Source organism: Azospirillum doebereinerae (assembly GCF_003989665.1).
Classification (GTDB): Bacteria; Pseudomonadota; Alphaproteobacteria; order Azospirillales; family Azospirillaceae; genus Azospirillum; species Azospirillum doebereinerae.
In genome coordinates, this window is sequence record NZ_RZIJ01000002.1 from 397,340 (window position 1) to 410,659 (window position 13,320).

General features: G+C 61.9%; 10 protein-coding genes and 2 pseudogenes. 4 read left to right on the forward strand and 8 right to left on the reverse strand.

Annotated features, from left to right (window positions below):
- Window positions 1–10 precede the first annotated feature (10 nt).
- The 7 genes and pseudogenes from istB to EJ913_RS05110 form a co-directional block, all read right to left on the reverse strand.
- Window positions 11–886: an IS21-like element helper ATPase IstB gene (istB, locus tag EJ913_RS05080; RefSeq protein ID WP_126995397.1), complete on the reverse strand. Its 876-nt coding sequence runs from the start codon at window positions 884–886 to the stop codon at window positions 11–13.
- Entirely contained in the window at window positions 883–2,190 is a 1,308-nt protein-coding gene (istA, locus tag EJ913_RS05085) for an IS21 family transposase (protein ID WP_126995399.1), read from the reverse strand. Before istA ends, istB begins: the two co-directional genes overlap by 4 nt.
- Window positions 2,191–2,192: 2 nt before the next feature.
- Window positions 2,193–3,413: an IS256 family transposase gene (locus tag EJ913_RS05090; protein ID WP_126995401.1), complete on the reverse strand. Its 1,221-nt coding sequence runs from the start codon at window positions 3,411–3,413 to the stop codon at window positions 2,193–2,195.
- 172 nt (window positions 3,414–3,585) lie between these two features.
- Window positions 3,586–3,876, reverse strand: a complete 291-nt coding sequence (locus EJ913_RS05095; protein WP_126995403.1) for an IS66 family transposase — start codon at window positions 3,874–3,876, stop codon at window positions 3,586–3,588.
- A 72-nt stretch (window positions 3,877–3,948) separates the two neighbouring features.
- On the reverse strand, window positions 3,949–4,302 hold the full coding sequence (gene tnpB / locus EJ913_RS05100) for an IS66 family insertion sequence element accessory protein TnpB (RefSeq protein ID WP_126995405.1): 354 nt from the start codon (window positions 4,300–4,302) through the stop codon (window positions 3,949–3,951).
- Window positions 4,299–4,691 carry an IS66-like element accessory protein TnpA gene (gene tnpA / locus EJ913_RS05105; RefSeq protein WP_126995407.1) on the reverse strand — a complete coding sequence of 131 codons (393 nt, stop codon included), beginning with the start codon at window positions 4,689–4,691 and terminating at the stop codon, window positions 4,299–4,301. The genes tnpB and tnpA overlap by 4 nt, the downstream gene beginning before the upstream one ends.
- Before the next feature lie 92 nt (window positions 4,692–4,783).
- Window positions 4,784–5,047, reverse strand: a pseudogene (locus EJ913_RS05110) (IS21 family transposase); the annotation flags it as partial.
- Window positions 5,048–5,327: 280 nt separating this feature from the next.
- Between EJ913_RS05110 and EJ913_RS05115 the strand changes: the two are divergent.
- Genes EJ913_RS05115 through EJ913_RS05130 form a run of 4 tightly spaced genes read left to right on the forward strand, consistent with a single transcriptional unit; the run spans window position 5,328 to window position 12,435 of the window.
- Entirely contained in the window at window positions 5,328–6,668 is a 1,341-nt protein-coding gene (locus EJ913_RS05115; protein ID WP_126995409.1) for a DNA cytosine methyltransferase, read from the forward strand.
- 40 nt (window positions 6,669–6,708) lie between these two features.
- Entirely contained in the window at window positions 6,709–8,508 is a 1,800-nt protein-coding gene (locus EJ913_RS05120) for a DUF262 domain-containing protein (protein ID WP_126995411.1), read from the forward strand.
- A gap of 1 nt (window position 8,509) precedes the next feature.
- The gene (locus EJ913_RS05125) at window positions 8,510–11,350 is read left to right on the forward strand and encodes a Z1 domain-containing protein (RefSeq protein ID WP_185909689.1); all 2,841 of its coding nucleotides are present in this window, start codon (window positions 8,510–8,512) and stop codon (window positions 11,348–11,350) included.
- Window positions 11,347–12,435, forward strand: a complete 1,089-nt coding sequence (locus EJ913_RS05130) for a PD-(D/E)XK motif protein (protein ID WP_126995415.1) — start codon at window positions 11,347–11,349, stop codon at window positions 12,433–12,435. The genes EJ913_RS05125 and EJ913_RS05130 overlap by 4 nt, the downstream gene beginning before the upstream one ends.
- A 9-nt stretch (window positions 12,436–12,444) precedes the next feature.
- Here EJ913_RS05130 and EJ913_RS05135 read toward each other — a convergent pair.
- Window positions 12,445–13,202 (reverse strand): annotated as a pseudogene (locus EJ913_RS05135) (IS5 family transposase).
- Window positions 13,203–13,320 lie beyond the last annotated feature (118 nt).

Sequence of the window (13,320 nt, forward strand, 5' to 3'; positions counted from 1 at the left end):
GTTGGTGTGGTCAAGGGTTGCTGTCTTGGTTGGCCTCCCTCTCTTTTGGTGGGCGCCCCCGGCGTCGTGCCGGTGGTGGTGGTGATGGGCTGATCGAGCGGGTGCGGGTGCTTTCCGGCATCAGCTCGGCATGGCGGCGCAGGCGGTAGCTGGCGCCCTCGATCTGGACGACGACGGCGTGGTGGAGCAGGCGGTCGAGCAAGGCAGTGGCGACGACGGTGCCGCCGAACACGTCGCCCCATTCGGAAAAGCCGCGGTTGGAGGTCAGGATCATGGCGCCGCGCTCGTAGCGGGCGTTGACGAGCTGGAAGAACAGGTTGCCGCCGCCGGGGATGACGGGCAGATAGCCGATCTCGTCGACGATCAGCAACTGCGGCCGGCACAGGAAGCGCAGGCGTTCCCGCAAACTGCCCTCCCGCTCGGCCTTGGCCAGCGAGCTGACGATGTCGGCCAGGGTGGAGAAGTAGACGGAGCGGCCGGTCTTCACGGCCTCGACGCCGAGCGCGAGGGCCAGGTGGGTCTTGCCGCATCCGGGCTGGCCGAGGAAATGAAGCACCTCATGGCGGTCGACGAAGTCGAGTTCCGCCAAGGCCATGATGCGGTCGCGGTCGAGCGAAGGCTGGAAGGAGAAGTCGAAGCCGGCCAGCGTCTTGACGGTGAGCAGGCGGCCCATCTTCAAGGCGGCCTTGACGCGGCGCCCCTCGCGCAGGGTCAGTTCCTCGCCGAGCAGGGCGTCGATGGCCTCCAGGGCGGAGATCTCGCCACGCTCGATGCGGCGCAGGATGTGCTCCAGCGCTTCCAGGGCGCGCGGCATCTTGAGCCCGACCAGGTAGCGGCGGATGCGGTCCAGGCTGGCCGGGCCGCCCTCCAGCGAGGCGGCGCTCATCGGACGGCCTCCGGCTGGCCGGCAAGGCGGCGGCCGATGGCGTCGTAGATGGCCAGCGAGCGGGGCGTCACCGTGTCCCCCGGAGGTTGAGTTGCCGGAGTGGCGACCGCCCTGGGGGTCTGGCTGTTGGGCGGCGGGGGCTGGGTCCGGTGGCCGGTGGCGATGCGCCGCTGGCCGCGCCCTTCCAGCACGGGGTGGGAAGCGACGGGAATGCCGTCCTCCAGGATGGTGACGGTCTCTGCCGTGAGTTGCACCTCCACGGCCCGCCGGCGGGTGCTGTCGGGTACGGAATAGAGATTGCCGGCGACCGACACCATGCCGTCGCGGGTGACACGGCGCTCCAGGGCGAGCACGCTGTTGAAGGAACCGGCCGGTAACGGCTTGAGGTGGGGCCGTTCTTCGACGAAATGCTCCACGACGATGCGCTGGGTGGTGGCATGCCGGCGGCGGTTGGCGATCTGGACCAACCATTGGGTGAACTGGGCGTTGAGGTCCTCGAGGTTGCGGAAGCTGCGGGCCAGGAAGAAGTCCTCGCGCACGTAGCGGAAGGGCCGCTCCACCTTTCCCTTGGTTTCGGGCCGGTAGGGTCGGCACGCCTTGGGCAGGAAGCCGTAATGGGCGGCGAGATCGAGGAGCTTGGCGTTGTAGGCGATGCCCCGGCCGGGCTGGTCCGGGTCCTCGACCTCGCCGAGCACGGCGGTTTTCATGCGGTCGTAGAGGATCTGCTCGGGCGCCCCGCCGAAGCTCTCGAAGGCGGCGATGTGGCAGCGGAGCACGGTGGACAGGTCCTGGCGGGCCACGAAACGCGCCCACATCATGCGGCTGTGCCCGAGCACCATCGAGAACAGCCAGACGATCCGCTCCGCCTCGGGCTCGTCCGTGAAGGTCGTCTTGAAGAAGGCGAAGTCGACTTGGCCCTGCTTGCCGGGCGGCGTCTCGAACCGGCGCTCGAAGGACGGGACGGGCGTGGGGCGGACGCTGCGCACGAACGCCTTCAGCACCGTGTAGCCGCCTTGGTAGCCGCGCTCGTGGATCTCCCGCAGCAGACGCCGGGCGCTCAGGTCTGGGAACGCCTGCAGGCGCTCCCGGAGGTAGGCTTCAAAGGGTCCGACCAGCGTCGGACGCGGGGGCCGTGGCGTGTAGGCCGGCGGCTCCAGCCCCTGGACGATGTATTTGCGGATGGTTTTCCGGTCCAGGCCGGTACGGCGGGCGATCGCCGACACCGTCAGCCCTTCGCGCGCGAGATCGAGAATCATGACGACTGGGAGTATCCGGAATTTCGTGCTCGGCGGGGCCGATTTCATTATCAGGCGTTCATCGCCTTTGCGAACCGCTCGCCGAAGATGACGGCCATCTGCGCCTTTGCGGCCGTCCATTCCCGCGGTGGCATCTTCCAGTCTTTCTCGGCGCGGTTCAAGACGAGAAACAGGAGCTTCAGGGCGGCCTCGTCATTGGGGAAATGCCCCCTGGCCCGCACCGCCCGTCGCAGCTTCGAGTTCAAGGCTTCGATGGCATTGGTGGTGTAGAGGATACGCCGGACCTCGCGGGGGAAAGCGAAGAACGGAATGACCTCCTGCCACGCCCGCCGCCACGCCTTGCCGATGGCCGCATACTTTTCGCCCCAGGGGCCGTCCTCGAAGGCGCTCAGGGCCACCTCGGCGGCCTTGTCGTCGACGGCGTCGTAGACCGTCTTCAGCGCGGCGGCGATGGCCTTGCGGTCCTTCCAGGACGCGAACTCCATGCTGTGGCGCAACAGGTGGACGATGCAGGTCTGGACGATCGTCTCGGGATAGGCGGCGGCGATCGCCTCGGGAAAGCCCTTCAGCCCATCGACCACGGCCAGCAGGATGTCCTCGACGCCCCGGTTGCGCAGTTCGTTCAGGACGCGCAGCCAAAACTTGGCGCCCTCGTTCTGTTCGATCCATAGTCCCAGCACTTCCTTGGCGCCGTCGGCCCGCACGCCGATGGCCACATGGATGGCTTTGTTGCGCACCAGGCCCTCGTCCCGGATCTTGACCCGGATGGCATCCAGGAACACCAGGGGATAGATCGCCTCCAGGGGCCGGTTCTGCCAGGTCGTCACCTCCTCGATCACCGCGTCCGTCACCGTGGAGATTAGGTCGGCCGAGACCTCGATGCCGTAGAGTTCCCGCAGGTGCCCGGTGATCTCCCGCGTCGACATGCCCCGCGCATACAGCGAGATGATCTTCTCGTCGAAGCCGGGGAACCGCCGCTGGTACTTGGCGATCAGCGCCGGATCGAACGTTCCTGTCCGGTCGCGTGGAATGGACAGGTCCATCGACCCGCCCTCGGTCAGCACCGTCTTGCGGCCGTAGCCGTTGCGACGGTTGCCGCTCTCGTCACCGGCCAGATGATGATCCAGTTCCGCTCTCAGCGCCCGTTCCGTCAGCGCCTTCTTCAGTTGGTCGAGCAAGCCGTTCTGCTCGAACGCCGTCTTGGCATCCGCCCCCGCCAGCAACTGGTCGAGGATCGCGTCGGGGATGATCGGGTCTTTGCGCCGGGCCATTCAGGGTCTCCTTCTGCTTCAGGATAACCCCGCCGAGCACGAAATTCCGGACACTCCCTGACGACTTCCCCAAGTCTGACCACCGGCGCTCCCCCTCCATCGATGGAGGGGATCATGGCCACGCGGTGGGCGCACGGCTCCGGGGCGATCGCCCCGGAGCCGTGCCATTGCATCAAACTGGGGAAATTTCATCCGCCCCTTCTGTGGAGTATTCACCCGGCACTGACACCAGCTCCTCGATCTGCAGTTCGAGCTGATCGGCAGCCCGGCCCAGCCTCTCCGAACTCTGGCCGAAGCTGCGCCGGCGCAATGCGGCCAACTGGCCCTTCAGCGTGTCGATGATGCGGTCACGCGCCGCCACCGCCTGCTCGCGCTCGGCCAGCTGCGCCGATAGTTCGCCCACCAGCGCCTGAAGGGCGGCCACGTCGTCGGGGAGCGGATCGCCGGCGGAATGCGGAAGCATGGCGCCAGTGTACCGGCCGGCGGCGCGCCGGTCACCGGCCGGAGCCGGGGTGAGTCACCCCGCCGCAGGCTGTCAGGAGGCCAACATCGGCGCCGGCTCGTCGGTGCGGCGCAGGGCCCGCCAATCGATGCCCTCCAGCAGCATGGCGAGCTCGGCCGGCGACAGACGGACCTGTTCGGTGGCCGGGCCCGGCCAGACGAAGCGACCCTTCTCCAATCTCTTGGCGATCAGAACGAAGCCTTGGCCATCCCACAGCAGGATCTTCAGCAGGTCGCCGCGCCGGCCCCGGAACACGAACAACTGGCCCGAGAACGGATCCTTGCGCAGGTGCTGCTGGACGACGGCGGCGAGCCCGTCGAAGCCCTTGCGCATGTCGACCGGCCGCGCCGCCAACCAGACCCGCACACCCGGCGGCACGCTGATCATCGCCGCCCCGCGAGCGCGGCGATCAGCGCCGTCAACGCCGGCGTCGGGTAGTCCGCCCCGATCTCCAGCCGTGTCCCGTCGGCGAACCGAACCAGCGCGCGAGGCGCAGGCGCCGATGGCGGGCACGACGGTCCCGCCTGGCAAGCCGGGGCCGTATCGAGCGCCACCGGGATCAGCAGCGCGGCGTCATCATGCGGCTGCGGATCAACCATCCCGCCGACCAGCTGGCGGCGCCACGTGTACAGGCAGCTTTCCGCCACCCCATGCCGGCGGGCGACATGGGCGACGATCGCCCCCGCTTCCAGCGTCTCGGCCACCAGCCGAGCCTTCTCCGCCTCGCTCCACCGCCGGCGCCGCTCCTTGCCGGTGATCACCTCGGCCCTCTGCATCAAGCGAGCCTCCTTCTGGACTCCAATGGAGCCTCCGTAGACCCGCTCTTCACCTACTTCCTCACACCCAACAAGGCGGCGTTCCGTAGCTGCTTACGTTTCTCCCGCTGGAACCGCTCGATCGGCGCTTCGCCGGTCGTGCCGTGAAGCTGCTGATCGGCAATGTGCCGTGTCCAGGCCTCCAGGTGCGCTTCCAGGTGCGCTTCCAGTTCCACCCAAGTCGCGAAGGAGCGGCCGACGATGGCGTTGCGCTTGATATAGCCGACGCCGCGCTCGTCCTTGCCCTTGGTGCGCGCCCAGTACGGCGCGCAGGCCCGCACCCGGAAGCCCCAGTGTCGGGCGAAGGCGTGCAGGCGCGGGTAATCATGCCGGTCTAACCAGCCTACGCATCAGAAATATATCGACAGTTGTCCACATTTGGTGCACTTTGGTGCAAAGAGGTGCATCATGGCTAAGGCTGCGGGACAGAAACGATTCACTGTTTCTCTAGACCCGAGGGATTACGAGGCGTTGCGCACCCTTGCTGAAGGGCACCGCCCACCCCTCACCTTGCAATACGTTGTGAAAGTAGCCGTGCAGGATCTGTTAGAGCGCCACGCCTCCAAACAACTCACCTTTCCATTGGACAGATAGACGATGGCGGGGTTGCGGTTCATTGACCTGTTTGCGGGGCTTGGCGGATTCCACCAGGCCCTTGAGCGGCTGGGGCACACATGCGTGTTTGCCTCGGAAATTAATCCTGCACTCGCTGACCTATATGAAAAGAACTTCGGTATTCGTCCGCATGGTGACATTCGGGAAGCCTATTCCAGAGTGCTGCCACACGACATCCTATGCGCCGGATTCCCTTGCCAACCTTTCTCGAAGGCGGGGGACCAGCTTGGATTCGACTGTCCGCAATGGGGTGATCTGTTCGATTACGTGCTCAAAATTTTGGACAAGCACAAACCTGCCTACCTAATGATTGAGAATGTACCGAACCTGATCCGTCACGACGGAGGGAAGACGTGGGAAAAAATCAAGACTCGATTAGAATTTCTTGATTACGATGTCGATTTAGGAAAACTCTCGCCACACATGTTCGGCGTACCACAAGTACGCGAACGCGCCATCATTGTTGGAGCGCGCGAAGGGCTGGACAATTTTTCATGGCCGAAATCGACTCACAAAGCAAATCTGATTTCGATAAAGAGCATCCTCGACGAGAATCCGAATGAAGCCCGCAAACTTGGACCGAAATTTTTAGAATACTTAGAGGCATGGCAAGCTCTGCTGGACGCGCTACCGAAGAGCGAGGAGCTTCCGTCGTTCCCGATTTGGGCGATGGAATTTGGAGCCACCTATCCTTACTGTGACAAAACGCCCCACGCGCTTGGTTTTGAAGGAATGGCTCGCTTCAAAGGGGCGCTTGGCCGCTCGCTTAAGGGCCTTTGTGCCGATACGGTCAAAGCTGCATTGCCCGTCTATGCGTTGGATGAGGTCGAGAGCTTCCCTAAGTGGAAGCAAGGTTTCATCTATCAGAATCGCGAGTTCTACAAGCGCCACAAGGCCGTGATCGATCAATGGCTTCCTCGAATCACGGAGTTTGCACCCAGCTTTCAAAAGCTCGAATGGAACTGGAAGGGGGGGCCGCGTGACCTATGGCAGACGGTTATTCAGTTCCGTGCGTCTGGGATACGCGCCAAGCGCCCGACGGCCTCGCCATCGCTTGTCGCCCTGACAACAAGTCAGGTGCCGGTCATCCCGTGGGAGCGGCGTTACATGACGATGCGCGAGTGCGCCAGATTGCAAAGCATGGGTAAGCTTGAGCATCTGCCTGGAACGCAGGCGGCTGCATTCAAGGCACTTGGCAATGCGGTCAACGTCGATGTCATCGCCGCAGTGGCGAAGGCGTTGCTTGGTGATGATGAACCGATGGTTGACGGCCTGAAGCGACCTATTGACGGGCACTCCACCTCTATTGAAATCACGGCCTAATCATCCAGAACGGCACACATGATAATTGGAGGGGCGAGCGTTGGAGGACCTTGACTATGACCAGGTTGCGACGCTCCTCTCGGGATTGTCGCAGCCAAGCCCGATCCCCAAACTCGATAAGCGATTCCGTGCACCTCGTCCGTTCGACGCGACGGAGATCGACTTCACATCGAGCACTTGGCTCGCGCGGCTACTTGATGTCTCAACTTGGCTCAATCTTGACTCCACCTTCGGAGAGGGTGACCCGCCCACACTAACAGCACTACGGCTATTCGATGAACTGACGCCGGGCAAAGCGGAAGCCAGCTTCGTGGTCGAAGATGGCCATATTCTGCTGACCGAAATGGGCGCGCAGGCACTCGAGGAGCGGCTGAGCCGAGCAGTCAGCAATCGGGAAGCCTTTCTACAAATGCTCGCGGATGAAATCCCCGTTGCCGCGGCCACCGAGGCATGGGTTGATGCCTGGAACGAGTCGCCGGCAACGGAGCCGATCTCGATCAACGCCACAGTAGACAGGTGGCCTATCTATCTCCTCTCAGGGCGCGCAAAGAAACAGCAACTTGAATTGAACCCTACCTATCAGCGCGATTTCGTCTGGTCGAACTCAGACTCCCAGATGCTAATCGAGTCGATCCTGCGTGGCATCCCGCTGCCATCGATCATCCTGGCGCGCGTTTCGAGCAGCCAATCCTACCAGATCGTGGACGGTAAGCAGCGCGTAACTGCGATCCTCCGCTTCATGGGAGCCCATCCGGAGGGCCTAGAAAACGCGAAGAGCATGAAGGATTTCCCGCTTTTCTCAACCAACTTCGGGCTGTTCGCGCGCCGAAATGGTCTGCGCGCGACCGATATCCGGGAAAAGTATCTGCCGTTCAAAACGAAGAAGTACCCTCAGGATGACCCATTATCGCCACTCGGTGGGCGCTACTACTGCGACATCAAGGATCATCAGGTGCGGATCGCGGGTGAGATGATTACAGTTTCCGACTTGTTCGAGTTCCCCTGCGAGTATTTCATTCCGGTGCTTATCTATAAAGACACGCCTGTGCGCGATATTCATAAGGTTTTTAGGCTTTACAACCAGCAGGGAATAAAACTGAACGCGGAGGAGATCCGGAACGCGGTCTTCAATCACCTGATGATCTCACGCCTGATGCTGTTCGTAGGCGGCGATCGCCCAGAACCCGAGATTGCGCCGGAGTTGGTCAAGGTTGGAATCGATCCGACGACAGCTCATGAAAACATAAAGGCTCTAGGCTTTGGTATCACACGCTTCCGACGCACTAAGGTATTGCTCTGGACAGTTGCCACCCTGTTTCTCAAGCCCGCGCAGGGTTTGGACAAGGCTTACCGGACGCCTTCGACGGCGAGCCATATTGACGATTTCCTGCGCTCAATTGATTCTAATCGGCTACCGCAGTTTCGCGCGAAGGCGACGCTCGAAAACTTGGCGAATGACCTCATTGCCGCACTTGAGCTTCTTCAACTTGCCTCGGATGCATGGCATCCAAAATTTCGCCGCAAGGGCAAGAGCGAGATGGCCTCCAAGTGGGAGGAGTTGCCTGTAGTCGCGAGCCTCGTCGCCTGTCTGGTGCTCGTCATCATCGGCCAAGGGACAAAACTTGAGGACAAGATTGATGCAGTGCGCGATCTGACTTCGCAGATGATTGGCCCTATGAGTACCCAGAATAAGACTCAGTGGGCGCACATCGCAAATGCTTCAACGAGTATACTTGAGACCCTAGGGATCAGTATGTCTGAGGCAGATGCGGCGGTTCGGGATCGCTATGGGGCTAGCGCAGTCGAAGCCCTACTTGAGATCCGCAAGATCTCGACCTGACATGGCTACTGATGAGCCTAATCTCGGCCCAGCGGCGGTTGTCCCGGTTGGCGAGGAGAACAACGCCCCGAGCATGGACGGTGGCCCTGCTGGCGGCGGTTCGTGGTGGTCGCGCTATTGTGTCAGCATCGAAGGTCGACTTTCATCGACCGCACTCTCCGTGCTCGAGGCTGACGCTCACTACATCATCGAGAAGGCGCTCCCTCGCGACGGGATTAAGTTCGATCAGTCGGCTTGGCCCGAATCAAGGGTCCGCACCGGCATGGTTGTCGGCTCTGTCCAGTCGGGTAAGACGGCAAGCATGCTCGGCGTGGCTGCGTTGGCACTAGATGCCGGCGTGGATCTCCTCATCCTTCTAGCGGGGACGCGGGTAGGCCTTTGGCTTCAGACCTATGAGCGACTCCTGGCCCAACTCGATGCCTCGACGACCGAGACTGCCTATCGGCGGCGCGCTGAACGGCTGATTCTACCGCAGCCAGCGGATGTCCTTTATGAGCAGCGCGCGGACCCAACTCGCTACCTACAGCGCCCGCTTGCCCGGCAGGCGCTGCGTTTAGACCGGCCGATCATCTGTGTGATCCCGAAGGAGGATGATCACCTGCTGATGCTCCGCCGGTTCCTCGGGGACATCGTTACTGACGACTATCTCTCTAGCCGCGGGCGGCCTTACTCGATCCTACTGCTCGACGACGAGGCGGACGATGCGAGCGTGCTCGACAGCGAGCAATCGCAGAAGGTCACGCCACGCCTCATCACGGCATTATGGAGTGGCGACCCCGACCAAGCCGGGACGCGGCATCCTGAGATGCTAGCAAGCTACGTCGCCTATACGGCGACGCCGCAAGCGAATTTTCTGCAGGCCACCCATAATCCGCTGAGCCCACGGGACTTCAACGCAGCCCTGCGGACGCCGGGCCCGGTAGGTACCGTCAATTCCCGGACGCTTACATATGCTGAAACAGCGGGTGTTCGTTCTTATTATTGCGGAGGCGAAGTTTTCTATGAGCGCCTCCGCAAAGCTGGCGATGGTGCACTATGCCATACTTGGCCGTTCCCAAATCTTCGTCCCGGCGAGACTGAGGCGGAACTTGCCGGCCGGCGTGAGATGCTGCGTTGGTCGATGCTTTCCAACGCTTTGCGCTGCTACCTCGTCGGGGCTGCGATTCGGAGCCTCTCTTCCGGCTGGGCCGATGCCTTTTCGCATGATCGCATCTACGGATCAATTGAGGCGGCGCGCGATGCGGCACCGGGTCCGCACACGATGCTGATCCATCCATCCGCGCGGAAGGAGGATCACTTCAGCACGGCGGTGGACGTCGTGCGCTGGGCCTCGGCCATGCCCGGCCACGAGGCCGAAGTCGTGCTTGATGACGAGGCCAAGGTCTCTTTGGAAATCCCCGTCGAAGGCCTCGCGCGCCGCCTCGCACTTGAGGAGGATCAATGGTCGGCGTGGCTGGGTCGGTTCGAGGCATCCCGCATTGAATTAGCAATGCTGCCGCAGGCACCCTACGCGCCTATATCGCTTCGTGATTGGCCGAAGGTACGTGAGGCGCTGGTCGAGCACATTTTTCCCAACGTCAGGCTACGTGTGCTGAATAGCGATCCATCGTCTGATGATCGGCCGCGTTTCGATCCTGTCGAGGAGGAGACAGGTTCGCGCATTCCACCCGACAGCCTGTCCATCTTCGTTGCCGGCAATGTGCTCTCGCGCGGGCTGACGCTTGAGGGACTGACAACGAGTCTGTTCCTGCGCGGAGCGGCGGAGCCAGCGGCCGACACCCAGATGCAAATGCAACGCTGGTTCGGCTATCGTGGTTCATTCCTCCCGTTCTGCCGTGTGTTCACCTATGAGGATCAACTGGAGCTGTTTCGACGCTATCACATCAACGACAACGCCTTGAAAGCAGAAATCATGTCCTCAATGGACGCTGGCGAGGGAGTGAGCGGGCCGGCGCTGGTACTGCAAGGCGCATCATTTGTGGCGACCAGCAAAGTTGAGGCTCGAAAGGTCCCGCTCTCGCCTGGACCACGCCCATCGATCCGATTGGTCGAGACTGTTGACGACGTGCTGGCGAAGCATAACATCGACGTTGCGGCAGGCTTGCTGGCCGATGGTGAGTGGGTGCCGTTGAATGACGACAATGGCCTTGAGCGAGGGCTAATCCGCTCGGAGCCTGTCAGCTTGCAGCAATTGGCCGAGTTCCTCGACGCACTGCGCTATTCACACCATGATCCCGACCTCGGCAATGAGTTGAGCCAACGCTGGGAGCACTATGCGCGACTACTGAGGATCGACGATCCGTTATTCACGCCACCAATGCGGCATCCACAGGACTATGGCGCAGAACCCCAATCCTGCCCTTACTCGATTGCCGCCTATCTCAGGCTATGGTCCCACTTAGTCGGCAATCATTCGGCGCCGGGCTTCTATCCAACAGATCGGCCTGGGGTGCCCTGGAGCTACTCGGACACGCTGCGGGCGAGCACGCCAAAATTCTATCTCGCTTTCCGCCATGGCGTGCATTCCGCCCGCGACCCAAGGCTTGCGGAGAGAGGCGTAAGAGCGGTGACGCGGCAGTTCAACGATAATGCGCTTCAGACCCTCTGGGGCACGCGAGGCTACGGTGGCGCTTACTATGGCGACGAACTGGTCGATTATTACTATCATCGAACGACGCCGGTACCCAGCCTCCAGGGGCGCGCAAGCTGGCGTCCGCGAGGGCACCCTGGCCTCGCGCTTCTGCATGTCGTGAGCGCTCCGAGCCTGCCCACAGACCTGCTGGCCATCGGCCTCGGGCTGCCGCATGGTGGTCCTGACCATATCGCGGCGCTTCGGACATGAGCGATCTTCACTTCGAGGCCTTGAGAGTGGACCTAGAGGCGCTGAGAGTCCCGCAGGGACACGTGCGCAACCTTCGTTGGCTGACGACCACGCTCGCGATCGCGCGAACAACAGCAGGCGATTACGAGATCTTCATTCGAGGTCCAGAGATTCGCGCGTCGTCGCCGCTCGTCAGACGTCATTTGCAGCATAGTAACTGGCGGCCGGAGGCAGGAGGTGAGCCCTTCCCTGCCAGCCGGATCGTACTTCCATCGGCGCCGCATTTCGCCTCCATCGCTGCGCTGATCGCTATCGAGTTGCTGCGCGCTGGGATCACTGATCCGCAAGGCGTGCAGGCAGCCTTCACTGACGTTGAGCCGATTATCGAAATAGTGATTCGCCGTGGCGCACTAGCCGAGAACATTATTATCGGCTTGATTGGTGAATTAACTCTCCTGAGACACTTGATCTTGGTGCGCAGAAACCGTCTAACGACGATGATGCGCTGCCTTGACTTCTGGCAGGGCTGGCAAGAAGCCGGACGTGACTTCCAGATTGGGAATCACTCGATCGAGGTAAAGACAACGCAGGCAAGTTCATCTATCCACGAGTTCAGCGGCCTTCATCAACTCGAGCCAAAGCTCTTGGCATCGGGCGCGATGGAGCAATTGCATCTGATGAGCGTTGGCCTTGCTGTTTCTACTACGATGGGGGAGACCCTACCGTCGATGGTCAGCAGCATCGCCACTTTGCTGTCGCATGCAGGAGCAGGCGCCGAGGTCGCGGATGAGTTCCTGCGGCGAGTGTCACTATACGGTAACCAATCCGGGGCCGGCTACATACATGCGACAATGCAGGACTGGGGCGCCTATGGAATGCGCTACTCGCACACATTCCTGCCGCGGCTCTACCGTTTGGACGATCCTGCTATGCGGTTGCTAGAACGGGATCTCCTTGCTCAGACATTCGTCCAACCCGAAGGGCTTTCGTTTAGAATGCATATTCCTGAGCAAGTATCAACATTCAATCCATCGACGAATTGGGAAAGTGAACTTGATGAGATGGATCGCACCAACATTCCAGTAGGGAGCACGCCTTTTAGCTAGGGTCCGGACTCATAACCAGTATGCGACGGTTGCGGCGATACAGACGGCGGCCATGAAGTTGGTCGCGGATCGGTCGTAGCGTGTGGCGATGCGTCGGAAATCCTTGAGGCGTCCGAACATACGCTCGATCACGTTTCGGTTCCGGTAGAGGTAGGGAGAGAAACAGTTTTTCCAGCGTTTGTTGGCACGCGGCGGAATGTTGGGCGCGGCACCCGCGTCCTCGATCTTGCGGCGGACGGCGGCGCTGTCGTAGCCCTTGTCACCGTGCAGGAGATCGGTGGCGGGCATCCGGTCGAGCAGACGGTCGGCGGCGGTGCAGTCGGCGACGTGGCCTCCCGTCAGCAGGAAGGCGAGCGGCCGACCGCGCTCATCGCTCAGGGCGTGGATTTTGGTGGTTCGTCCGCCCCGCGACCGGCCAATGGCCTGGGCGCGCTCCCCCCTTTGCCGCCGGCCACCGAACGATGGGCGCGCACCGCCGTGGAATCGATCATCACTTGGCTCGGTGGTCCGCCGGCCGCGGCCAAGGCCTGGAAGATGTTCTCCCAGACGCCCTTGGCCGCCCAGCGGACAAAGCGGTTGTACAGCGTCTTGCGGGGGCCATAGACCGCTGGAGCAGCCACCCAGCGCCCACCCGACTTCAGCACATGGACGATCCCGCTGATCACGCGCCGATCGTCCGCGCGCGGCTTCCCACGGGTGTCGCGCGGAAGATGCGGCTCAAGCCGGGAAAACTGTTCAACCGTCAACCAGAACGGACCGTCACTCATCAAAGCCTACCTTTCCAAGACTTTGAATCATACCAACGGCTTTAGAGTTTCGAGCGTTTAATCTGATACGTACCCAGCGTGTCTGAGGTAGTTCCAGCATTCGTCGGGTGTGTAGAGG